At 71.1% G+C, this 23,594-nt stretch carries 20 protein-coding genes and 1 pseudogene; 7 read left to right on the top strand and 14 right to left on the bottom strand.

Annotated features, from left to right (window positions below; all coding sequences use genetic code 11):
* The 7 genes and pseudogenes from VM306_RS09165 to VM306_RS09140 form a co-directional block, all read right to left on the bottom strand.
* Nucleotides 1-672, bottom strand: a 672-nt coding sequence (locus VM306_RS09165) for a discoidin domain-containing protein (protein ID WP_325513000.1), incomplete at its 3' end; no start/stop codon positions are given.
* Between the two features lie 94 nt (nt 673-766).
* Entirely contained in the window at nt 767-1,780 is a 1,014-nt protein-coding gene (locus tag VM306_RS09160) for a LacI family DNA-binding transcriptional regulator (RefSeq protein WP_325512998.1), read from the bottom strand.
* A 39-nt stretch (nt 1,781-1,819) separates the two neighbouring features.
* Nucleotides 1,820-4,954, bottom strand: a complete 3,135-nt coding sequence (locus VM306_RS09155; RefSeq protein WP_325512996.1) for a LamG-like jellyroll fold domain-containing protein — start codon at nt 4,952-4,954, stop codon at nt 1,820-1,822.
* A 21-nt stretch (nt 4,955-4,975) separates the two neighbouring features.
* A pseudogene (locus VM306_RS41320) lies at nt 4,976-5,443 on the bottom strand (hypothetical protein); the annotation flags it as partial.
* A gap of 13 nt (nt 5,444-5,456) precedes the next feature.
* Nucleotides 5,457-5,723, bottom strand: a complete 267-nt coding sequence (locus VM306_RS09150) for a DUF6510 family protein (protein WP_325512993.1) — start codon at nt 5,721-5,723, stop codon at nt 5,457-5,459.
* Nucleotides 5,724-5,736: 13 nt separating this feature from the next.
* On the bottom strand, nt 5,737-6,477 hold the full coding sequence (locus tag VM306_RS09145) for a ferredoxin reductase (RefSeq protein WP_325512991.1): 741 nt from the start codon (nt 6,475-6,477) through the stop codon (nt 5,737-5,739).
* The gene (locus VM306_RS09140) at nt 6,447-7,046 is read right to left on the bottom strand and encodes a sulfite oxidase-like oxidoreductase (protein ID WP_325512989.1); all 600 of its coding nucleotides are present in this window, start codon (nt 7,044-7,046) and stop codon (nt 6,447-6,449) included. The genes VM306_RS09145 and VM306_RS09140 overlap by 31 nt, the downstream gene beginning before the upstream one ends.
* A gap of 138 nt (nt 7,047-7,184) precedes the next feature.
* Here VM306_RS09140 and VM306_RS09135 point away from each other — a divergent pair, with 138 nt between their 5' ends.
* Entirely contained in the window at nt 7,185-7,961 is a 777-nt protein-coding gene (locus VM306_RS09135; protein ID WP_325512987.1) for a crotonase/enoyl-CoA hydratase family protein, read from the top strand.
* 93 nt (nt 7,962-8,054) lie between these two features.
* On the opposite strand, the gene VM306_RS09130 is transcribed toward VM306_RS09135, so the two are convergent.
* Genes VM306_RS09130 through VM306_RS09120 form a run of 3 tightly spaced genes read right to left on the bottom strand, consistent with a single transcriptional unit; the run spans nt 8,055 to nt 13,250 of the window.
* Nucleotides 8,055-10,196 (bottom strand): penicillin acylase family protein, encoded by a 2,142-nt coding sequence (locus VM306_RS09130; protein WP_325512985.1) that lies wholly within the window; start codon nt 10,194-10,196, stop codon nt 8,055-8,057.
* Nucleotides 10,197-10,239: 43 nt separating this feature from the next.
* On the bottom strand, nt 10,240-12,558 hold the full coding sequence (locus VM306_RS09125; protein ID WP_325512983.1) for an FtsX-like permease family protein: 2,319 nt from the start codon (nt 12,556-12,558) through the stop codon (nt 10,240-10,242).
* Nucleotides 12,555-13,250, bottom strand: a complete 696-nt coding sequence (locus tag VM306_RS09120) for an ABC transporter ATP-binding protein (RefSeq protein WP_325512981.1) — start codon at nt 13,248-13,250, stop codon at nt 12,555-12,557. The genes VM306_RS09125 and VM306_RS09120 overlap by 4 nt, the downstream gene beginning before the upstream one ends.
* Nucleotides 13,251-13,388: 138 nt before the next feature.
* Between VM306_RS09120 and VM306_RS09115 the strand changes: the two genes are divergently transcribed.
* Entirely contained in the window at nt 13,389-14,168 is a 780-nt protein-coding gene (locus VM306_RS09115; RefSeq protein ID WP_325512979.1) for a sensor histidine kinase, read from the top strand.
* On the top strand, nt 14,165-14,824 hold the full coding sequence (locus VM306_RS09110; protein WP_325512978.1) for a response regulator transcription factor: 660 nt from the start codon (nt 14,165-14,167) through the stop codon (nt 14,822-14,824). The genes VM306_RS09115 and VM306_RS09110 overlap by 4 nt, the downstream gene beginning before the upstream one ends.
* A 36-nt stretch (nt 14,825-14,860) precedes the next feature.
* On the opposite strand, the gene lgt is transcribed toward VM306_RS09110, so the two are convergent.
* The 4 genes from lgt to VM306_RS09090 form a co-directional block, all read right to left on the bottom strand.
* The gene (gene lgt, locus VM306_RS09105) at nt 14,861-15,784 is read right to left on the bottom strand and encodes a prolipoprotein diacylglyceryl transferase (RefSeq protein ID WP_325512976.1); all 924 of its coding nucleotides are present in this window, start codon (nt 15,782-15,784) and stop codon (nt 14,861-14,863) included.
* Nucleotides 15,785-15,848: 64 nt separating this feature from the next.
* Entirely contained in the window at nt 15,849-17,624 is a 1,776-nt protein-coding gene (locus VM306_RS09100) for a CocE/NonD family hydrolase (protein ID WP_325512974.1), read from the bottom strand.
* A gap of 140 nt (nt 17,625-17,764) precedes the next feature.
* Nucleotides 17,765-18,883: an acyl-CoA desaturase gene (locus VM306_RS09095; RefSeq protein WP_325512972.1), complete on the bottom strand. Its 1,119-nt coding sequence runs from the start codon at nt 18,881-18,883 to the stop codon at nt 17,765-17,767.
* Nucleotides 18,884-18,957: 74 nt separating this feature from the next.
* Nucleotides 18,958-20,025, bottom strand: coding sequence for a ferredoxin reductase (locus VM306_RS09090; protein WP_325512970.1), 1,068 nt, complete (start codon nt 20,023-20,025; stop codon nt 18,958-18,960).
* Nucleotides 20,026-20,111: 86 nt separating this feature from the next.
* On the opposite strand from VM306_RS09090, the gene VM306_RS09085 reads away from it, so the two are divergent.
* From VM306_RS09085 to VM306_RS09070, 4 genes are all read left to right on the top strand, one after another.
* Nucleotides 20,112-21,254, top strand: a complete 1,143-nt coding sequence (locus VM306_RS09085) for a helix-turn-helix domain-containing protein (protein ID WP_325512968.1) — start codon at nt 20,112-20,114, stop codon at nt 21,252-21,254.
* Between the two features lie 165 nt (nt 21,255-21,419).
* Nucleotides 21,420-21,971 (top strand): RNA polymerase sigma factor, encoded by a 552-nt coding sequence (locus tag VM306_RS09080; protein ID WP_325513002.1) that lies wholly within the window; start codon nt 21,420-21,422, stop codon nt 21,969-21,971.
* A gap of 70 nt (nt 21,972-22,041) precedes the next feature.
* Nucleotides 22,042-22,827: a zf-HC2 domain-containing protein gene (locus tag VM306_RS09075; RefSeq protein ID WP_325512966.1), complete on the top strand. Its 786-nt coding sequence runs from the start codon at nt 22,042-22,044 to the stop codon at nt 22,825-22,827.
* A complete protein-coding gene (locus tag VM306_RS09070) occupies nt 22,824-23,588 on the top strand; it encodes an ABC transporter ATP-binding protein (protein ID WP_325512964.1) in 765 nt (254 codons plus the stop codon). Before VM306_RS09075 ends, VM306_RS09070 begins: the two co-directional genes overlap by 4 nt.
* Nucleotides 23,589-23,594: the final 6 nt, after the last annotated feature.

Here is a 23,594-nt window from a genome sequence, read left to right as displayed (position 1 = left end):
CGGCTTGAACAACACGGCATGACGCTGCGGACCGAACTGGTTCGTCCTCATCTGCGCCGAGATCGAGTCCAGCCTCGACTGCATCTCCGCCTGCGACGACCCCGGCCCATAGACGTACACGTTGGGACCGAAATCCGGGTTACGCGGATCAGTCGACGGAATGCCCGTCGAGCCATCCTCGGTGTTGACGCTCAACTCCCACAACGAATAGCCATAACCGGTACCGCGCTGCGTACCCAGCACCCGCACATACCGGCCCGAACCGCTGACATCGAGCGCCTGCGTACCACCCGCACCGGTCGTGGTCGAGTACACACTGCGCCACGACGCCGAATCCGCAGCGTTGTCAGTCACCTGCACCTGGAAAGCCCTGCCATACGCGCCCTCCCACGTCAGGGAGACACGACACACCTGCTGCGTGGAGCCGAGGTCCACCTGAATCCACTGCGGGTCCGAGAACTGCGACGACCACCGCGTACCCGCATTGCCATCGACGGCAGCGGACGCAGGAGTGCCGCCGTTCTCGGTGGAGGACGCGGTCGCGGGTCGGTTCAGGGCGGCGTTCGCGGTGCCGCACGCGGCGGCACCTGCCTGGGAGGTAGCACTGACTGTGGTGATCAAACACAGAGCGGCAGCGCCGAGCGCGGCGGCCCTGGACAGGGTTGAGCCCATGGTCCTGCCTGACGGGGGAAGGGCTGAAAGCCTTGGACAGGGGTGTGAGAGCGCTCTCCCAAGGGACGTTAACGCCGGGTGTCGGGCAGGTCAATCAGGCAGAGGCCCGTACGACGAGTTCCGGTTCGAAGATGACGGATTTCGGCCGTTGTCCCGGTTTTTCCAGGTCCGACAGCAGCAGGTCGGCCATCTGGGCCGCCATCCGCTCCACGGGCTGGCGGACGGTGGTGAGCTGCGGGCGGCAGGCCTTCGCGGGCGCGCTGTCGTCGAACCCGACCACGGCCACGTCGTCGGGAACGCGCAGCCCGTGCGCCTGCAGCACGTCCACGGCCGCCTGCGCCATCAGGTCGTTCGCGGCGAACACGGCGTCGAGGTCGGGGCACTCGACGAGGAGCCGCTGCATCGCGGTCGCCCCGCTTTCCGCCGTGAACCCGCCCTCGGCGGTCGGCACGTACGGGAACCCGTGGCGGGCCATCGCATCGCGGAAGCCGGCGTGCCGGTCCTGGCTCGCCAGGACGTCCAGCGGGCCGGAGATCGTGGCGATGTTGTACCGCCCCGCCGCCACCAGGTGGTCGGCGGCCATCCTGCCGCCCGCGCGGTGGTCCATGTCGACGTAGCTGATCGGCATCGGACGGCCGGGCCGCGCGTAGAGCACGGCGGGCACCTCGGCTTCGAGCAGCAGCGAGGGCAGGGGGTCGGAGGGGTGCGTGGACACGAGCAGTGCGCCGTCGGCGCTGCCCTGTCTGAGGAACTCGACCACCTCGGTCCGCGAGTGGTCCGAGTCGGCGAGCATGAGCACGGGGTGCACGCTGTGCAGGCGCAGGAAGTCGACGACCCCCGCGGTGACCCTGCCGAAGAACGGGTCGGTGAAGACGTCCGATCCCCCGCCCGCGCCGGAGATCACCAGCGCCACCGTGCCCGTGCGCCGGGTGACGAGAGACCGGGCCACGCGGTTGGGCGTGTACCCGGTCTGCTCTATCGCGCTACGCACCGTCTCCTGGAGCTGCGGATCGACGTTGCGTGTCCCGTTGACGACCCTCGAGACCGTCGCCCGGGACACGCCCGCCACCTTCGCAACGTCCTCCAGCGTGGGTGCGCTCTTGGTCATGCACCGGTTGTACCACGTCTGGAGAGCGTTCTCCCAACATCAAGAGAGCTGGGCCACCTCCGCGTCCGTCAACGCCTTGCCGACCACGTCGACGTCGTCGACCGCGCCGCGCCAGAAGTCGACGTTGCGGCCCTCGTACTTGGCCCGGCCCACCGTGAAACCGCCGGTGCTGACGAGCGCCGGTCCGGCCGGGGCCGTCGCGACCTTCACGCCGTCGACGTAGAGCCGGATCTCGTTGCCGGCCCGCACGCCGGTGACCTCGTACCAGCGGCCGACCTCCGGCACGACCTCGAACCGCGCCCGGTTGCCACCGGGCGTGCTGAACGCCCACGCGCCCTGCCCGTACTGCAGGTAGAAGGGGTTCTCCCGCTCCCTGCCGTCCTGGCTGACCGCGGTGGCGTAGTTGCTCGGCACCTCGTCGAGCTTCACCCGCGCGGAGACCGTGTAGTCACCGGTCGTGTCGACGACCGGGCCGTAGGTGTCCGCGGAGCCGCCGGCGAACTGCAACGTGCCGTCCTTGAACGTCACACCGGTCGGGGTGAGCGTCAGCGAGTTGCCGCCGCCGCTCGAGTCCTTCGCGGTCGTTCCCCTGCGCTCGTCGAGGTTCCACTCGCCCTTGTTCGCGTACGGGTACGGCGTGCCCGCGTTGGCACCGGCCTCGATCACGCGCCGGTTGATCTCGCGGACGGGACCGGGGTCGACCTTGATGCGCTTGCGGTCGTAGGTCCACAGGCCGTTGAGCTCGCCCTCCAGGTCGGTGACCTGCGTGTAGACCGACGCCGACAGCTCCTGGCGCGCCTGGCCCAGGTAGAACGTGCGGGTGTTGTCGACGTACTTCGCCGTCAGCGCCGCCTTGTCCGCCACACCGCTGTAGATCGCGATCGGCGCACCGGGCCACTGGTGTCCCGGCGTGCGCAGCGTGAAGCCGCCGTGCTCGCCGTCCATCACGACGCGCTTGCCGTCCGGCTTGGCCGGGTCGGTGTTGTTGTAGTCGTGGTGGTCGATGACGTCGCCCCTGCCGGAGTCGCCCTTGGAGTCGCAGCAGTTCACACCGCTGTGGGCGCTGACGATCCGGCTCGGGTCGGCGGCCTTGACCTGGTCGGTGATCTGGCCGGTGGCGGTGCGGTCCCACTCGCCCCAGCCCTCGTTGAACACGATCCAGGCGTAGATGGACGGGTAGTTCTGCAGCTGGTGCATCATCTCGCGGCCCTGGCTGAGCCACGCCTGCTGCGCCTCGGGGTTGCGGCCGTCCTGGACGGACACGAAGTCCTGCCACACCAGCAGTCCCAGCCGGTCCGCGTGGTAGTACCAGCGGGCGGGCTCGACCTTGATGTGCTTGCGGACGGAGTTGAAGCCGAGGTCCTTCTGCGCCTTCAGGTCGAAGACCAGCGCCTCGTCGCTCGGCGCGGTGTTCAGGCCGTCCGGGTAGAAGCCCTGGTCCAGCTGCATCAGGTTGAAGATCGGCTTGCCGTTGAGCGTCAGCTTGGGCGTGCCGCCGACCATGGCGACACCGGTGGAGCGCATGCCGAAGTAGCTCTTGACCTTGTCGCCGCCCAGCCTGACCTCGAGCTGGTACAGGTACGGGTCGTCCGGCGTCCACAGGTGCGGGGTGGGCACGGACAGCCTCAGGTCCGAGTTCGCCGGTCCGGTGACCGTGCCGACCTGCTTGCCGCGAGCGTCCTTCGCGACCGCCGTGACGGTGGCGTTGCCGGCGGACTTCACGTTGATCGCCAGCGAGCTGGTGGTGAGGTCCGGGGTCGTCTTGATCTCGTCGATGCCCTTGTCCGCCACCGGCTCCATCCACACCGTCTGCCAGATGCCCGACGAAGGCGTGTAGAAGATGCCGCTGGGGTTGGGCGACTGCTTGCCCTTGGGCTGGTACGGCCCGGTCGTGTCGGTGACGGCGACGACGATCTCCTGGTCGTTGCCGCGCTTGAGGGCGTCGGTGATGTCAGCGCTGAACGCCGTGTAACCGCCGGTGTGCTCGGCGACGAGCTTGCCGTTCACCCAGACCTTGGCCTGGTAGTCGACCGCGCCGAAGTTGAGCTTGAGGCGCTGCCCGTCGCCGATCTTCCAGTCGTGCGGGACGGAGACCGTGCGGCGGTAGAACATGTGGTCCTCGTGCCGCTCGAGCCCGGAGAGCTGCGACTCGACCGGGTACGGCACGATGATCTTCTCGGGCAGCTTCTTGCCGAACGCGGGCTGCTGGCCCTCCTTGGCGGCCGAGAACTCCCACGGGCCGTTGAGGTTGACCCACTTGTCGCGCTCGAGCTGCGGACGCGGGTACTCCGGCAGCGGGTTGCGCGTGTCGACCTTCTCGCCCCACGGCGTCCGGAGCCGTTCCGCCGAGGTGTTGGTGACGACACGGGCGGCCTTCTCGACCTTCTTGCCGCCCACGGTCAACGAGCCGGCGCCGTCGTAGTAGATCCGGACCGACTGGCCCTTCAACACCCTCTCGGCCAGCCGGATCGTGACGCGCTCGCGGCTCGTGGTGACGACCGAGATCGGCATCGGCGTCGCGTCGACCTCGATGCGCAGGTGGTCCTTCAGGTCGCCGACACCCGACACCCTGCCGCCGAAGTCAGCGGTGAGAGTGCGCCCGTCCTCGGAGACGCTCGCCGCGCGCGGCACGGCCTGGAAGCCCGCCGGCGGCGTGAACGCGGACTCCGGCACGATCTGCTTCGCGATGGTCGCGCTGGACCAGCGCAGGAACATGTTCGCGCCACCGACGTCCTGGAACATCTCCAGCTTGAAGTCGTACTGCTTGCCTGCGGTCAGCGTGACCGGTGCGCTGGTCTGCTCCCTGTCCCAGTCGGGGACCCAGTGGTCGATCACCGGCTGGCCGTCGACCAGCAGCCGGAACCCGTTGTCACCGATGGCGTAGAACGTGTAGTCGCCGGTCTGCGGCACGGCGATCTGCCCGGTCCAGCGCGCGGTCGTGTGCTCGGGCTGCCCGGTGAGGAAGCTGAACACACCGGTCAGGTCCGACTGGTTGACCTGGCTGTCGAGGACGGTGCCGCCGAGCTTCGCGAAGTCACGCGCGCCCGGCTGGGACATGCTGAAGTACTCGCCCTTCAGGCCGTGCACGGGCTCGGCGGCCCCTGCGGGCGGCGTGCCTGACGCGACTCCCAGCGCCAGCAGCAGCGCGACGAGTACGGGGGCGGCTTTTCTCATCGACGAGATTCCCCTTCGTTTTTACAACGTTGTAAGAGCGCTCCCGTACATCCACGCACACGGGTCGGACGCCGGGCTACGGCCGAATGGACGCATCGCGCATGTCAAACCGGACAAGTTTCGCGAAGATGACCGTTGAGAGACGCGGTCTGGAGCCGTTCCAGACCGCGCGGGGCCTTTCGGGGCCGTCGGCGGGTCAGTGGGGGACGCCTCTCGGCTGCCGCTCCGGGAGGCCCCTCTCGGCCGAAGCGCCCGGTGGCCGCCGCTCCAGCCGCCGCAGCCCTCCAGGCACCCCAGGCCCCGTCCTGATCCCACCGCTCGCCCGCACACCCGCGCAGCGGCCCACTCACTCCACCCGCGTCGGTCGTCAAAGCCCATCACCGAGAAGTCGTCGGGCACGCATGCGCCGGTCTCCCGCGGACCGGCCACGATGCCGATGGCGAGGATGTCGGCGGTGGCCGACACGGCGGTGGCCCACTCACGCCAGGAGCGGGCCCGTTCGTCAGGACGACAGCGGGATCTCCAGGCTCACCGTGCCGCGCAGGTCGAGCCAGGCCCGGTCGCGCCCGCGCACGAGCCGCAGCACGACCTCCTCGCAGTGCGGGCAGCGCGCGACCAGCCCCGGTGCGTTCCGGTAGACCCGCAACGTCGCCACGGACCCGCTGTAGCCGCATCCCGCGCACTTCCCGGTGGCCGCGGTCAGGTCCACCGCGAAGATCTCCCGCAGGTCGCCCGCGAGCGCGTTGCCGTCCACGTGCTCGTCGTCCATCGACCCTCTCCCATCAGCCAAAACGTTCGGTGCGGACGCGGCGCGGGTCGTGGCCGAGCGCGACCAGGACGTCCGACACGGTCTCGACGAACCCGGTCGGTCCGCAGACGAAGCTCTGCGGACTGAACTCGGCGGGCCAGCCGTCCGTGTTGAGGGTGGCCACACCCAGCCGGCCCGGCGGCTCCGGAGACCCTTCCGGAGCCCGCCGGGTGTACACGATCTTCACGTCCAGGCCCGCGTCCTCGCGGGCGCGGCGCGCCAGCTCGTCGGCGAAGTACACGTCGTCGGGCGTGCGCACCGAGTAGATCAACCGGAACGGCACGCGGCTGCCTTCCGCGGCGCGGGTGCGGATCATCGCCATCAGCGGCGCGATGCCCGAACCGCCCGCCACGAGCGTCACCGGCGAAGGATCCGACGCACGCCACACGAACCAGCCGCCCACCGGTCCGCGCAGCTCGATCTCCGAGCCGGCGGGGAGCACGTCGCACAGGTACGGCGACACCTCACCGCCTTCGACGCGCTGCACGGCCAGCTCGACGCGGCCGCCGTCCGGCGCGGAGGAGATCGAGTAGCTGCGCTGCACCGAGTAGCCGTCCTCGGCGGTCAGGCGCAGGTCGACGTGCTGTCCCGGCAGGTGACCCGGCCAGTCCGGCACGTCGAACACGAGCCGGCGCGCGCTCCCGGTGATGTCGGTGGCCTCGGCGAGCGACGCCAGCCGCCACGTCAGTCGCCCTGATACCGCTGCTCGCGCCATGGATCTCCGTAGTCGTGATAACCCGCGCTCTCCCAGAAGCCGGGTTCGTCCTCCAGCAGCAACTGGATCCCGCGGACCCACTTCGCCGACTTCCAGAAGTACAGGTGCGGCACCAGCAACCGCGCCGGGCCGCCGTGCTCGGGCGTGAGATCGTCGTCGTCGTAGCGGTAGGCGATCCACGCCTGCCCGTCGAGGAGGTCCTCCAGCGGCAGGTTGGTCGTGTAGCCGCCGTAGGACTGGACGAGCGCGAAGTCCGCCGCCGTCTCCACGTCCTCCAGCAGCACGTCCAGCGAGACGCCCTTCCAGCGCGTGCCCAGCTTCGACCACTTGGTCACGCAGTGGATGTCCGTCGTGATCTTCTCCGCGGGCAGCTCGATCAGCTGCTGCCACGACCAGGTGTGCTTCTGGCCGGCCTCGGTGCCGACGGTGAACTCCCACCGGTCGGTCGGCACGCGCGGGGTCGGTCCCGCGGTGAGCACCGGGAAGTCCTCCGCCAGGTACTGACCGGGCGGCAGCCGCACGTCCGGTGACTGGCGCCGTCCGGTGAACCCGGGAGAGACGATGGCCATGGCGCAAGTAGACGACATCGGCGCGCTCGGCGCCAGTGATCACCGCCCGGCCGTGCCCCGGGGGGCCGCCTCAGGCCCGGCTATCGCGAACACGGACTTCGACACGGGCCTAACCTCGGGTGGGACCGAGGAGGGCCGATGGACGACGTGCGGGTCGAGACAAGAGGCACCACGACGGTGATCTGGATGAACCGCCCCGATCGCCGCAACGCCGTCGACCGCCGGATGGCCGGCGACCTGCGGGAGGCCTTCGAGGCGTTCGAGGCGGACCCGGCCCAGCGGGTGGCGGTTCTCACCGGGGCGGGCGGGACGTTCTGCGCGGGCGCCGACCTGAGCGCCGTCGCCGACCCGGACCGCCGCAACGAGCTCGATCCCGACGGCGGCGGCTCGGGCCCGATGGGACCGACGCGGTTGCGGCTCACCAAGCCGGTGATCGCGGCGGTCAGCGGGTACGCCGTCGCGGGCGGCCTGGAACTGGCGTTGCTCGCGGACCTGCGGGTGGTGGAGAGCGACGCCGTCTTCGGGGTGTTCTGCCGGCGGTGGGGCGTGCCGCTGATCGACGGCGGCACGGCGCGCCTGCCCCGGGTCGTGGGACTCGGGCGTGCGCTGGACCTGATCCTCACCGGGCGCCCCGTCCACGCCGACGAGGCGCTGGCGATCGGGCTGGCCAACCGGGTCGTCGAGCCCGGTCAGGCCGTGCCCGCCGCGCTGGAGCTGGCCGAGCAGATCGCCTCGTTCCCGTTCGAGTGCGTGCTCGCGGACCGGGCGTCGACCTACGCGGGCCTCGACCTGCCGCTGGAGGAGGCGTTGCGCGCGGAGGGCGCCGCCGGGGTGCCGGTCGTGCAACGCGAAGGCGCCACCGGAGCGGCCCGCTTCACGTCCGGAGCGGGCAGGCACGGCGGGTTCGAGAGCTAGCCCGCCGTGCCCGCCCGGCACCACGTCCACGATCTTCTCCGCGTCCACCGCGAAGCGGATGATGTGCCGGCACCTCACCCGCTCGCCGCTCATCTAGCCGAGATGGCGCACGGAACGGGTGTCGGCGGCGATCTCGCGTTCGGTGAACGCCCCCGTCACCCACTGCTTGCGCGCGTACAGGCGGGCCTGGTCGGTGTGGTGCGGTGAGGCCGGGTCGGCGGACTGGCCGTACACCAGCACCGACCGCATGCGCGGGCCGTTCCCCGTCAGTTCGACCGCCATCACGAAGCTGGTGCCGTGCGGGATCTCCGCGGTCGGCCGGGGTGCGGGCACCGAGATCACGTTGAAGCAGCCCTCCGGGCCGCGGCAGCCGTGGATCGGGATGCCCTCGTACTGCTGGACGTCGTCCAGCAGTACGTCCACCGCGACGCCGGCGGCCGCGAAGGCGTTGACGGTGTCGGCGAAAGCCCGCTGGACACCGGGATCCGCGGCGTTGATGCCGCGCGGGGTGTGCACGGGGTCGGCCGGGTCGTACGGGACCTCCCACATCTTCACGCCGGGCCTGCCCGCCGCGCCGATGAACGCACGCCAGAAGTAGGCGCCCCGGCTGGACGGGCCGGTGTCACCGGTTCCGGACCACGCGGCCACCGCGGCGCACGCGGCACGGACGTCGACCGGGCGGCCGTCGCTCGCGACCGGCGTCGGGTTGGCCTGGCACACGGCGACGACCGCGGCACGGCCCTGCTCGGCGGTCAGGTTGCGGTTGCCGAACATCGCCCGCTCCACAGTGGACAGCGTGAACCGGTCCGAGCCGATCATGTCCAGTCCCATGCGGGTGCGCGCGGAACGTTCGGTGCCGACGTCGCCGACGATGGACGGGTAGCCGGTCAACGGCGCCGCTGGGTTGGTCAGCCACGCGCTGTCGTTCATGTTGCTCACGTGGTCCTGCCGGACCAGCTTCGGCAGCCGGCCAGGGCCGAACCTGCCCGGCGTCACGGCGTCCGGGTCGCTGCCCCACCCGCACGACCCACGGCTGCCGTCGAGGATCACCAGACCGACGGAAGGTCCTGTGCCGCAACGGGCACGCTGTTCATCCGTGACGTGCGGGACCACCTGGACGTCGCTGAAGTAGGCGGTGCCGGTGGAGTCCGACGCGAGCGTGTTCACCCACGGCAGGGCCTGGTGGCGGACGAGAGCGGCGTGCAGATCAGGGACGCTGCGGGCACGGGCGATGGCGAGCCACTGGTCGATGACGCGGAGGTTGCCGTAGTTGGCGTCGCGCAGCACGTAAGCCGTCGTGCCGGTCCACTGCAGCAGCTCGGAGTCCTCGAACACAGGGCCGTCCGGAGTGCGGTACAGCGTCCTCGTCGTGCCGCCCGCGGTGACCTCCTCGGCGATCATGCGGTGCACCTGGCCGTCGACGACGTACGCCGTGGGGTCGCCGGGGACCAGCGTCAGCTTCGCCAGCGTCACGGTCTGCGCCTCGGACGCCGTGTGGGTCCAGCCCAGCCTGTCGTTGTGGCCGATGTTGACCACGGGCAGGCCGAACAGGCCCGCGCCGCTCACGTCCAGCTCGCCGGGGATCGTGAGGTGGTGCTGGTAGAAGCGCCAGTCGTCGTCCCACTGGAAGTGCGGGTTGCCCAGCACGATCCCGGTTCCCGCGGTGGTCGCGGACCGGCCGAGCGCGATGCCGTTGCTGGCCGGCTTCTCCTCCGCGCGGCGCATCGGCGCGGCGGCCGTCGGAGATCCCGGTGGCTGTGCGGACACCAGCTGTTCCTGGAACCCCTCGCTCCCGGTCAGTCCCGCGACCTGGTGGGCCCGCCGCCACACGTCGAGCTCCGTGATCGGCCGCACCCATTCCGCTCCACCACAGGCGTTCGACGTCCGTGCGAGGAAGCGGTTGAAGCCCTCCGCGTAGCCGCGCACGAGGTCCCGCGCCTGTCGCGACTGGGCGACCAGCTGGCGTTCGACCACCGCGGACTGGTTGAGCCGCCGGTAGTAGAGGTCGCTGTCCGGGTTCTCCTGCCCGAACCACCGCGACCGCTCCCCCGACAGCGTCACGACGATGTCCGCCATCACGCAGAGGTTGTCCTCGGCGAACGCGTACCCGAGTCCCTGCCCCACCCCTCGGTAGTCGGAGGCACGGACGTGCGGGATGCCGTACGAGGTTCGCCTGACCATCGTGCCGCTGTCGGCGAGCGCCGGTGGACACGCGGCCAGAACCCCTGCTGCCACAAGCGATAATGCGACCCATCCGCGCATCACTGTTCCCCCTGGTTCATTCGTTGTGCAGGACGGTGGCGATCGAGAGCCGTGCCGCTCCCCTGGCCGGGACGACCGCGCCGAGCACGGCGATGACGAGCCCCGAGAACGCCAGCAGCGCGAGCACCGGCGCGGGGTAGACGTCCATGAGGATGTCGATGGCATCGGCCTGGCCCGCGCGTGCCATGGCCGGGACCACGAGCTGGTGCGCCGCGAAGCCCACCGGTACGCCGATCAGCCCGCCGAGCACTCCCAGCGCGCCCATCGACGTCACGAGCAACGCGGTGACCTGGCGCGGCGTCATGCCGATCGACTTGAGCATGCCGAGGTCGCGGCGGCGTTCACGGGCGTTGAGGACCACGGTGTTGAACACGCCGAGCGCCGCCACCGCACCGAGCACGAGCGTGAGGACGACGGCCGCGCTGACGAGGATCACAGTGGTCGACGACGTGCTGTCCCGCGGAGGCAGGACGCGCAGGCCCGGGTCCTTCGCCCGCACCGCGGCGACGACCGCGTCCCGGTCGGTACCGGGCGTCGTCCGCACCTCGTACGAACTCGCGCGGGAACCCGGTGCGAGCACCGCCAGCGCGGACCAGTCGGCGAAGATCTGGTCGGCGTTGTTGGTCAGCACGACCCCGACGATCTCGGCCCGGGCCTGGTTGCCCCTCGCCGACACGGTGACGGTGTCGCCGACGGCGAGCCCGCGCTGGTTGAGGAACCTCGACGGCACCGCGACCTGACCCGGTCCGTCGGGCCAGTGCCCGGTCAGCACGCGCGGGCCGAGCACACCGACGTCCCCGCGGTGGAAGAAGATCGTGGCCTCCTGCGTGCCGCCCGCGACCTCGGTCTCGAGCTGCGTCACGGCCAGCAGGGCCGTCGCGCCGGGCAACGAGCGCAGCAGCGCCTCGTCCTCGGCGTCGCTCAGCTTCGCGGCGGGTGGTTCCCCGCCGACCGGCCCGACGTCCGGCGCTCCGGGCGGTGGTCCCGCCAGCAGCTCGACCCGATCCGGGTGGCTGGGGCGGACCGCGGCGTCGTACGCCGTCACGGACAGGGTCACGCCCGTCGCGAGCGTCACGGTCATGACGCCGAACACGACCGACGCCAGCGTCAGCGCGCTGCGGCCGGTGCGCGCCAACGGCATCCCGAGGCCGAGGCTGACCGAGCGCGGCAACCCGGTGGCGCTCAGCCGGCGCTGGATCCACAGCGCCCTGCCGGTGCGCGTCGTGGTGCCCGCGCTGATCGCCCGCGCGGCCGGGAGCCGGCGTGCTCGCAGCGCCGGGACGAGCGCGGCCAGCACCACCAGCAGCGGCATGCCGACGGCCGCGACGACGTTCACCCACGGCGCGAAGCTCAGCTCGGCGACCCCGAAGCCCTCGACGGCGTCCTGCACGATCGGTTTCGCGAAGAAGTTGCCCGCGATCGTGCCGAGCGCGCAGCCGATGACCGCCGGGATCGACACCATGACCAGGTAGACGGCCATGACCTGGTCCGGGGTGAAGCCGATCGCCTTGAGCATTCCGATGTGCCGCAGCCCCGCGACCACCGCGCCGCTCACGACGTTGGCGACGATCAGGACCGCCACGACGAGCCCGAGCACGCCGAAGATCAGCAGGAACGGGATGAACACGCCCAGCTCGGACGTCGCCTTGTCCTTGACGGTGAGGTGAGAAAGCGTGCCGAGCACGGCATCGCGCGGCAGGCCCGCCGTGACCGCCGCCAGACCCGCTTCGACGTCGGCCGCGGTGCCCGCCTGCGGGAAGCGGTAGAGCATCTGGAGAGCGCTGGGCCGCAACGCGGTCATCTGCCCGGGGGTGACCCACGCGTCGGCGGACCCGGTCACCGAGTGGGCGAACCCGACGACCGTCAGCTTCGGGCGTCCCGGCAACTCCAGCTCGAAACCCAGGTCCAGCCGGTCACCGACGCCGCCGGGTGTCCGGTTGAGGACGATCTCGCCGGGGTTCGCGGGCCACCTGCCGCGCCACACCGACACGCGGTCGACGGGACCTCCGGGATCCGCTCGTCCCACGACCGTGAGCGTGCCGAGGAAGATCTCCCCCTCCGAAGTGTCCACAGTGGCCTGCCGGAACGGTCCCGCCGACTCCCCCGCGTTCCGCGCCAGGCCGGCCTCCGACACCTTCGCCGGGTCGAACGCCGCCGTCAGGTGCGCGCCCCGCTGCGAGGCGAACGCGCGGTCGAACGGCGCGGCCGACGCCTCCAGCAACCCCAGCGCCATCACGAGGGTCGCGCTCGCCGCGCACACGACGACGCCGATCACGAACGTCTGCAGCTTCCGCCTGCGCACCGCGGCCCACGACGCCTGCCAGACGGCGTTCACGAGGTCCGCTCCAGGCTCTGCTCGCGGGCGATCCTGCCGTCGACGACCTCGATCACCCTGGTGGCGCACCGGGTCGCGAGCCGTTCGTCGTGGGTGACCAGCAGCAGCGTCTGGCCGATCTGGTTGAGGTCGAGCAGCAGGTCCATCACCTGCTCACCGGACCTGCTGTCGAGCGCGCCGGTCGGTTCGTCGGCCAGCAGCAGGGCCGGGCGGTTCATCAACGCCCGCGCCACCGCGACGCGCTGCCGTTCGCCACCGCTGAGCTGCGCCGGGTAGACGTTCTTGCGGCTCGCGATGCCGAGCTCCCCGAACAGCTCCAGCGCGCGGGCACGGGCCTGGCCGGCCCCGGTGCCGGTGAGCTGGGCCGCGAGCGCGACGTTGTCCAGCGCCGACAGGTCGTCGAGCAGGTTGAAGAACTGGAAGATCATGCCGATCCCGCGCCGCCGGAACAGGGCGAGGCCCGTCTCGCCGAGCGCCCCCAGATCCGTGCCGTGCACGACGACCGAGCCGGACGTCGGCCGGTCGAGGCCCGCGATCATGTTCAGCAGCGTCGACTTGCCGCTGCCGGACGGGCCCATCACCGCGACGGCCTCCCCGGCGCGGACGGTCAGCGACAGCCCGTCCAGCGCGACCGAGTCGCTGTACTCCTTGCGCACGTTCGTCAGCTCGACGACGGCGTCCGAGTTCTCCATGGCCGCAATCCTGCTCAGCGGGCGGCGGTGGAGCGTCAGTCCGGGGAGGTAACTCACCGGGCGGGGTCATCCCGGGGATGTAGTGGCTCCATCCGGGGTTCGATGCGGCCGTGGCGCCGGCTCTGGGACAGTGACGGGGTGTGGGAGCTGGTGGTGGCCGTCGTCGCGTGCGTGGCCGCCGTGTTCTTCGCGGTGCGGCTGGCGGCGGCCCGGCGCGCGTACGCCCGTGCGGTCGAGGAACGCGGCTGGCTGCTGGAGAAGGAACGGGAAAGCGCCGCGCGCAACGCCGTCGACGCCGAACGCGCCCGGATCGCGCGGGAGCTGCACGACATCGTGAGCCACAACGTGAGTGTCATGGTGGTGCAGGCCGGGGCGGCACGCCGGGTGCTCGGGTCGGACGAGGCGACCGACGCGTTGCTGGCCGTCGAGAGCGCCGGGCGCGACACGATGACCGAGCTGCGGCACATGCTCGGACTCCTCGCGCCCTCCGCCGACAGCGACGACCTGCTGGCGCCGCAACCGGGTCTGAGCAGGCTCGGCTCACTGGTCGACCGCATGTGCTTCGCCGGGCTTCCGGTCGAGGTCCGGATCTCCGGCGAGCCGCGGCCGTTGCCGTCCGGTGTGGACCTGACGGCGTACCGGGTCGTGCAGGAGGCGCTGACCAACGCCCTGAAGCACGGCGACGGCCGACCGGCGGAGGTGACCGTGCGGTACGCCGAACACCACCTGCGGGTAGAGGTGCTCACCACCGGCCCCAGCGTGCTGTCGGGCTCCGCGGTGTCCACGGAGGACGGACAGGGCCGCGGGCTGCTGGGACTGCGGGAACGCGTGGCCGTGCTCGGTGGCGACCTCGACGCGCGACGGCGGCTCGGAGGCGGTTTCCGCGTCCGGGCCAAGATCCCGGTGGAGCGCCCGTGACCGCGCCCCGCGTCGTGATCGCCGACGACCAGGCGTTCGTGCGCATCGGCTTCCGCATGATCCTGAAGTCGGGCGGCATCGACGTCGTCGGCGAGGCGGCCGACGGCGCCGAGGCCGTGGCGGTCGTGCGCGAGACGAAACCGGACGTCGTGCTGATGGACATCCGCATGCCGGCGATGGACGGCCTCGAGGCCACCCGCCGCATCGTGCGGGAGCCGGGCGACAGCCGGGTGCTGATGCTGACGACGTTCGACCTGGACCGGTACGTCTACGAGGCGCTCGCGGCGGGTGCCAGCGGCTTCCTGCTCAAGGACGTCACACCCGAGCACCTCGTCGCGGCCGTCCGCCTGGTCGAGACCGGTGACGCGCTGCTCGCGCCGTCGATCACCCGCCGGCTGGTGGAGCGCTTCGCCTCCGGCACCCCGGCGGCGCCCGCCGTGCACCGCGACCTGACCGCGCTGACCCCGCGCGAACGGGAGGTGCTCACGCTGGTCGGGCACGGGCGGTCCAACTCCGAGATCGCCGCGCACCTCGTGCTGAGCGAGGCCACGGTGAAGACGCACGTCGCACGGATCTTCGCCAAGCTGGGGCTGCGGGACCGGGCGCAGGCCGTCGTGCTCGCCTACGAGACGGGGCTCGTCACGCCCGGCGGGTGAGCGACCGTGCCGCGATCGGTCGTCCTGGAGGAAGGATCACCCCTCAGCGCTCCGTCCCGGCACCGCGTCTGCCGGCGGAGGGGTACGACTCGGCTCCGAAGCTGACCCGAGGTCCTCCCGGCCGGGGTGCCGCCGCGCCGACCACACGGTCAGCGCGGCCGCCACCAGGCCCACGATGACCGAGGTCCAGATGTTGAGGCGCAGCCCGAGGATCGTGTTCGCCTCGTCGACCCGCAACGCCTCGATCCACAGCCGTCCCGAGGTGTAGAGCACCACGTAGAGCCCGAACGCCCGGCCGTGCCCGAGCCGGAACCGGCGGTCCGCCCAGATCACCACGGCCGCCGCGGCGAAGGTCCACAGCAGTTCGTAGAGGAACGCCGGGTGGAACGTGCCCAGCACCACGGGCAGTCCGTCCGGCCCGGTCACCGCGCGGCCGGCGCCCTGGTCCCACTCGTGGATCGTGAGCGCCCACGGCAGGTCGGTCGGGCCGCCGTACACCTCGTTGTTGAACCAGTTGCCGAGGCGGCCGATCCCCTGGGCCAGCAGGATTCCCGGCGCGGCGGCGTCCGCGAGCGGCGGCAGCGCCACCCCGGCGCGCCGGGCGCCGATCCACGCTCCGAGCGCGCCGAACGCGATGGCGCCCCAGACGCCCATCCCGCCTTCCCAGATGTACAAGGCCTTGACGGGGTTGCCGCCGGGACCGAAGTACGGCTGCCAGGACGTGGCCACGTGGTACAGCCGGGCGCCGACGATGCCGAACGGCACGCCCCAGGTCGCGATCTGGTTGATGACACCGGGCCTGCCGCCGCGCTGGACGTAGCGGCGTTCGGTCAGCCAGGCGGCGACCAGGATGCCGGCGATGATGCAGAGCGCGTAGGCCCTGATCGGTACCGGACCCAGGTGCCACACGCCCTGTGCCGGGCTCGGTATGACGGCTGAGAATGCTTCCCCCGTGACCATCGCGCCAGGCTAGACAGACCGGTGCCTGCGCGCTGTGAAGTCGCGGCGCGCAGGCACCGGTTCGTCATCCGGTGACCACCGCTCCCCCGACGACCGGGAGCACCACCTTGCTCACGCCGAGCGAGAGGTCGAGCGCGATGCCGCTCGACCCGGTGTCCCTGGCGATGTAGGCGCTGTGGTTGGTGACGATCACGATCCCGATGCGGTGACCCGCCGGGATCAGGGCGTCACGCGCGTGCAGCTTCCAGGTGACGTCCGTGGTCGCGTTGGTGGGCAAAGGGGTCGCCGACTCCAGCGACAACCGGTTCTTGGCGTCGATGGCGCCCTTGGTCAGCATGGTCGCGCTGACCGCCTGCACCGAGACCTCCGGCGGTCGCGCGCAGCCGGTGCGGTCGCGCAGGTCGTTCTTGCCGCAGGTCTCGGTGGAGAGCTGCAGCGGCGACCGTTCGGTGAGCACCGCCTGCGAGCTCGGACCGTAGTCCACGAGCAACGCCGTCAACGGCGTCGACGTGCGGTTCGAGGCGATCCTGGCCGTCACCCTGACCTCACCGGACAGGCGGGCGTCCTTCGTGAGCGGCGCCGTCACGTAGGCCAGCCTGCGTGAGTCGGCGGTCTCCGGGCCGGCCATCATGGCCGACTCGCTGAGGTTCGTGTTGTCCCCCAGCCGGTGCGTGCCACCGGACACCGGGGTCGTGGTCAGCGAACCGGACATGCCGTTCGCCGCGGGACCGAGGTACAGCGTCGTGCCGCTCGTGCCCGGCCGGGGCCAGGACGCGGCCTGTTCCCAGCCGCCGTCGGGCTTCTGGACGTCGGCCATCGGCTCGTCCATGATCCCGTTGTCGGCGCCCTTGAGCCAGTGGTCCATCCACAGGCCCATGACGCGCTGCCACTCGGCCTGGCGGAACGAGATCGGGTCGAGGTGACCGCCGCGGTGCAGCCAGATCTTGCGCGGCACGTTCTTCTCCGCGAGCTCCTGCCACCAGCGGCCGAACTGCGACGGCTTGACGTTCCAGTCCGCCTGGCCGTGCACGGCGAACACCGACGCGGACACGTCTCCCGCGCCCACCCGGTAGTCGCGGGCCTTCCAGAACGACGTGTAGTCGTAGGACTCGTCGCCGTCCTCGGCGGACAGCTTGTCGAACACCGCCTTGCACTTCGCCTTCTGCGCCGCGCTGACGACGTAGCCGGCGAGGTAGGCCGGGTAGTTGGCCTCCCAGCCCTTGTAGCCGACGCCCTGGTCGCGGGCGTACTCGTACCAGCTGGAGATGGCGGCGATCGGCACGATCGTCTTCACGCCGGGGATGTTCGCCGCGGCCGCCGCGTTGGGCAGCGTGCCGTTGTAGGAGACGCCGAGCATGCCGACGTCGCCGGTGCTCCAGCTCGCGACCGCCTGCCGTCCGTCGGCGTAGAACGCCCTGGCGCGGCCGTTGAGCCAGTCGACGACCGCCCGGACGCTCGCGGTGTCCTCGGGGCCGCCGGTGGTCGGGCAGCCGGTCGAGCGGGAGGTGCCTTGCATCTCCATCTCGACGACGGCGTACCCGCGCGGCACGAAGTACTCGTCGTACCAACGGCCGAAGCCGCGCGGCACGGTGGTCGAGGTGGCCGCCGCCGCGCCCAGTCCGTAGTAAGGACTGGCCTCCATGACGATCGGCACTCGTTCGGCAGTGCCGGGGCGCATGACGTCGGCGGCGATCCGGTCGAGCTTGCCGTCCGAGTCGCTGTCGATCGTGGACTCGACGTACACCGTCTCCGTGACCGCGGCGGGTGCCGCGGTCACGGCAGGCGTGTGGATCGTCGCGGCCGTGAGCAGGGTGGCCGCGACGAGGTAGACCCTTCGCATAGGTTCCTCCGTCGGAGGGCCCGATGAAGCAGCAGGGATGCGACATCTCGGGCCCTACGGAGGAATCTCACCGAATCCGGCGTGCTCGCCGGTACGGCCGAAAGATCTGAACCACTCCTTGTCCGGTCCTTTGTCCTGCGTCAGGCGGCGACGAGCTCCTTGTCGCGGGACGGCGTCTTGACCTTCGGCTTCTTGTTCGGCAGCGAGAGGCGGAAGACCTTGTGCCACGCGGAGAAGACCTGCTTGGGCAGCGGGCCGGTGACGTAGTCCAGCTCGTACTTCTCGAACAGCGCGCGCACCTTCACCGCGACCTCGGCGTACCGGTTGCTCGGCAGGTCCGGGAACAGGTGGTGCTCGATCTGGTGCGACAGGTTGCCGGTCATGAAGTGCATGGCCTTGCTGCCGCTGATGTTCGCGGAGCCCATCATCTGGCGCAGGTACCACTGGCCGCGCGTCTCGCCCTTGATCGACCGGCGCTCGAAGGTCTGCACGCCCTCGGGGAAGTGCCCGCACATGATGACCGAGTGCGACCAGAGGTTGCGGACCAGGTTCGCGGTGAACGTCGCGGCGAGCGTGGTGAGGAACGACGGGCCCGACAGCAGCGGGTGGATCACGTAGTCCTTGAGCACCTGCTTGCGGATCTTGCGGCCGACCGCCTTGGCACGCGCGCGGAACTCGGGGTTCTTGCGGCGGCGCTTGTGGAGGTTCTTGCCGAGCTCCAGGTCGTACGCGGCGATGCCGTACTCGAAGAAGCAGGCGTTGATGAAGTTCCACAGCGGCTGCGCGAGGTACATCGGGTGCCACTTCTGGTCCTCGTCCACGCGCATGATGCCGTAGCCGAGGTCGTTGTCCTTGCCGATCACGTTGGTGTACGTGTGGTGCAGCTCGTTGTGCGAGTGCTTCCACTGCTCGGCGGGCGAGACGTGGTCCCACTCCCAGGTGGTGGAGTGGATCTTCGGGTCGCGCATCCAGTCCCACTGGCCGTGCAGGATGTTGTGGCCGATCTCCATGTTGTCCATGATCTTCGCCACGGACAGGCCGGCGGTGCCGATGATCCACGCCGGCGGGAAGAGGGAGAACAGCAGGATGCCGCGGCTCGTCAGCTCCAGCTTGCGCTGCACCGAGATGACCTTGCGGATGTAGGCGGCGTCCTTCTCGCCACGGCTCGCGATGACCTCGTCGCGGATGGCGTCGAGTTCGCGGCCGAGCTCCTCGATCTGCTCGTCGGTGAGGTGGGCGGTGGGGTCGATGGCGGTCATGAGGCTCGCTTTCCGTGCTGCGGTGGCCGGGGGTGTGCCACTTCGCGGGGGAGGAAGGTCTGTGGTGGGAAGGGCTAGCGTTCGAGTTCGCAGGGGCCCGCCGCGGCGGACACGCAGGTCTGGACGAGCACGTGGGCGGTGGGGCTGTCCTCGGCCTGGGTGATCTCGCCGGTGCGCAGGTCCCGCACGGCGCCCGCCTTGAGCGGGGTGACGCAGCCGAAGCAGATGCCCATGCGGCAGCCGGACGGCATCAGCACGCCGGCCTCCTCGCCGACGTTCAGCAGCGGCGTGGCGCCGTCGGCCTCGACGGTCTTGCCGGTCTTGCCGAACGTGACCTCACCGCCTTCGCCCGCGACGACGACGCTGGGCCGGAACCGCTCGGTGTGCAGGCGGTCGGCGACACCGTGCTTCGCCCAGTGCTCCTCGGCCGCGTCGAGCAGGCCGGCCGGGCCGCAGGCCCAGGTCTCGCGCTCGGCCCAGTCGGGGACGTGGTCCTCCAGGCGGGCGATGTCGAGCACGCCGGCGGTGTCGGTGTGCAGCTCGACGAGCTTCAGCGCCTTGTCGGCGACGAGGTCGTGCAGGTCCTTGCGGAAGATGACGTCTTCCGGGCGCGGTGCGGAGTGGACCATGACGACGTCGGTCAGCCGGGCGTCGCGCAGCATGCCCATCGCGGGCGTGATGCCGCTGCCGGCCGTGAGGTAGAGGACCTTGGCGGGCTTCGTCGCCGGCAGCACGAACTCGCCGGTCGCCTGGTCGAGCTGGATGACCGTGCCCGGCTTGACCTTGCGGACCAGGTGGTTGCTGACCTTGCCGTCGGGGATGGCCTTCACGGTGATCGTGATGCGGCCGTCCCTGCGGCTCGTCGGCGACGTCACCGAGTACGCGCGCCACAGGCGCACGCCGTCGACGTCGATCCCGACCCGGATGTACTGACCGGCGACGTGACCGCGCCAGCCCTTACCGGGCCTGATGACGATGGTCGCGGCGTCATCCGTCTCCTGATGGACGGCTTCGATGCGACCGCGCAGGTCAGCGCCCGACCGGAGCGGGCTGACCAGGTCGAGGTAGTCGGACGGCAGCAGCGGCGTCGTGACCAGTTCCAGCAGTTTCCACGCCCTGCTGCGGAGGGCGGCACTCGTCATGACTCCAGCTTGATGCGCCTCACGGCGTAAAGTCCTGTCCGTACGACGTGAATCTGCTCGCCAGAATTGTTCGCGGGGAACAAATCATGAGTTACGCAACTCAGAGAGCCACCGAATTGGCCCTCGACGAGAAAACTGTCACCGCTCTGCGGTCGGTGCTGAGGACGACGGCGGACGAGGTCGTCCAGGCGATCATCGACGAGGTCCCGAGCTACAAGAACGCGCTCTCGGGCCGCATGGGTGGCACGATCCGCCGCGCGGTCCGCACGGCGCTCGGACACTACCTCGACCTGGCCGGTGGCGCAGCCACCGGAGGCGACGCGAGCGAGGCGGCCTACGACCTGGGCCGCGGCGAGGTGCGCGACGGCCGCTCGATGGACGCCCTGCTCAGCGCCTACCGGGTGGGCGCGCGCGTGGCGTGGCGAGGCCTGGCGGCAGGCGCCGTACCAGCGGGTCTGCCGGCCGCCGAGGTGGCGAAGTTCGCCGAGCTGACCTTCGCCTACATCGACGAGCTCTCCGCGGCGAGCGCCGCCGGCCACGCCGACGAACTCGCCGCGCGAGGCCTGGCCCACGAACGCCACCTGGAACAACTGGCCCGCGACCTGCTGGCCGGCGCGAGCCCGGAGGTCCTGCTGGCCGCAGCCGGCCGCGCCGCCTGGCAGCCCCCCACGACCCTCACCGTGGCACTGCTGCCCGCGGCCCAGGCCCGCCCCGCGTTCCGCTTCCTCGACCCCGGCGCGCTGGTGCTGGACGACCTCCCCGACGGCGTGGGCGTGCTGCTGGTGCCCGACGCCGACCGAACCCACCTCCTGCGCCAGCTGAAGGACCGCCAGGCCGTCGTAGGCCCAGCACGCCCATGGACGCGTGCGTCAGCGTCGTACGCACGAGCCGCACGCGCGCGCTCCCTCTCCCCCGACATACGCGACACCGAGGAACACCTGGCCGAACTGGTGCTGAGCGCCGACCCCGACGCGTACGCCGACCTCCGCGCCAGAGCCCTCGCCCCGCTGCGCGCCCTGCCCGCCAGCACGGCCCGCCGCCTGGAGGAGACGCTCCGGGCGTGGCTGCTGCACCACGGCCGGCGCGAGGAGGTGGCTACGGCGCTGTTCGTGCACCCGCAGACCGTGCGGTACCGGATGGGGCAGCTGCGGGACCTGTACCCGGACCTGAACTCGCCGTGGCGGGTGCTGGAGCTGACGCTGGCGGTGGGTCTGCCCGCGTCGACGTGACCTGTCGGCGGCATGCCAGGCAGGCAGCGGCGACGCTGCCCAAGCGGCACAGGGTTCACCACGGCAGGGTGAACACGTCGCCACCGCTACCGCCCCCTGTGACACAAGCCACACCGAGGTGAGAACCCACCAGGCGCCGCCCACGTCTTGCGGAGTGTGAGAGCCATCCGGGGTGAGCCGGCCGACCTCGACGAGGAACAGCTCGTGCGCCGAGTCGCGCGGGGTGATCGCGGCGCCTTCGAGGAGCTCTACCGCCGCACCTCGCCGTGGCTGGCGGTGCGGTTGCGCAGGCGGTGTTCGGACGACCAGATCGTCGCCGAGGTGCTACAGGAGACCTACCTCGCGGTGTGGCGGGCCGCCGACGCGTTCGCCGGTGCCTCTGCCGGCGGCAGTGCGGTGGGCTGGCTGTGGACCATTGCCGCGCGGCGGCTGATCGACGCGTTCCGGCGTCGTGCTCACCACGCCGCGCCCCCTGCCGCTGCCGCGGCGGATCACACCGCGCCCGCCGCCGAGGAGTCCGTGCTGGACGGGGTGGTCGGGGACGAGGTCGGGGACGCCTTGCGGCGGCTCGCGCCGGAGTTGCGGCAGGTGTTGCAGGCGATGGTGCTGGACGGGCTGTCGGTGCGGGAGACGTCGTTGCTGCTCGGCGTGCCCGAGGGGACCGTGAAGACCCGCGCGCGGCGAGCTCGGATCGCGATGCGGGAGGCCCTGGCATGAGCACGACCCCGAGCACGACCCCGAACTTGACCACGCGGAACGCGACCCCCGTGTCGAAGGAGGCTCGGCCATGACCGCGGACCACCCCAGCGACTCGCTGTTGCGCCGGTACGCGCGCGGTGACGACGACATCGCCGCCGACCAGTTGTGGGCCGTCGAGTCGCACCTTGAGACGTGCGCGCCGTGTCGCGGCCGCCTCGGGCCCGACACCGTCGCCGAGGCGGCGTGGGCCGGCCTCGAGCCGTTGCTCGACCGCACGCCGCAGATGCCGCGTGCGCGCCAAAGGTTCAACGCGTGGGTGTCGCCGGCGGCCGGGCCGTGGCTCGCCATGATCCTGCTCGTCACGGCCGCCGCGGTGGCCCTCGACCAGCTCGGCGCGGCGGCGAGCGGGCGGGTGTCGCTGGTGCTGCTGGTCGCGCCCGTGTTGCCGGTGCTCGGGGTCGCGGCGTCGTGGAGCCGGGCGCTGGACCCCGCCTTCGAGCTCATCGCCGCCACGCCGCGGGCCGGGTTGCCGCTGGTGTTCCGGCGCACCGCGGCGGTGCTGGCCGTCATCGTGCCCGGACTGGCGGTCGCCAGCCTGCTGACGGGCCTGCACCTCACGCTGTGGCTGTTGCCGTGCCTCGCGTTCACCACCGGCACGCTCGCCCTCGGCGCGTTCATCGGGGTCACCCGCGCGGCGGTCACGCTGACAGCGGCCTGGGCCGTGGCGATCGTGGCGCCCACGATCGCGTTCAACCGGATGTCCGCAGTCCTCAACGAGAACACCACACCCGCGTGGGCCGCCATCCTCGCCGTGGGTCTGCTCGTGATCGCACGGCGCAGGATGGCCTTCACCCGCCTGGAGGCGAACCGATGACCGCGCCCACCACCTACGCCTGGGAGATCGAGGCACGCGACCTGCGGGTGAAGGCAGGGCGGAAGACCGCCGTCGACGGCGTCACGCTCGCCATGGGACGCGGCGTGCACGGGCTGCTGGGCCCCAACGGCGCGGGCAAGACGACGCTCATCCGCGCGCTCGCCACCGTGCTGCGGCCGGCAGGAGGCACACTTTCCCTGCTCGGTGACCAGAAGCTCCACGAGACGCGCAAGAAGATCGGCTACCTGCCGCAAGAGTTCGGGCACTACCGCCGGTTCACGGCCAGGGAGTTCGTCGCGTACGTGGCGTGGCTGAAAGAGATGCCGGCCAGGGACGTTCCCGGTGCCGTGCAACGCGCCATCGACCGCGTGGGTCTGGCCGACCGCGCCGACGACAAGCTGAAGACGTTGTCCGGCGGCATGATCCGGCGCGTCGGCATCGCGCAGGCCATCGTCAACGACCCGGAGGTACTGCTGCTGGACGAACCGACCGCCGGTCTCGATCCGGCGCAACGACTCAGGTTCCGCGAGCTGCTCACCGAGCTCGGCTCCGACGCGTGCGTGGTCGTCTCCACCCACCTGGTGGAGGACGTCGCCGCCGCCTGCACGGACGTGGTCCTTCTGCACCAAGGGAAACTCGTCTTCCAGGGCACGCCCTCCCAGCTCGCGGACGCCGGCACGGAGAACCACCCCGGTGACAGCCCCATCGAACGCGGTTACAGCGCCACGCTCGCCCTCCCGAACCGGCCCGGCACCTGGTAGCGGTCC

The sequence above is a fragment of the Lentzea sp. genome, from assembly GCF_035525475.1.
Classification (GTDB): domain Bacteria; phylum Actinomycetota; class Actinomycetes; order Mycobacteriales; family Pseudonocardiaceae; genus Lentzea.
The sequence above is the reverse complement of the archived record's forward strand: the minus strand, read 5'-3'. Positions and strand labels throughout refer to the sequence as shown.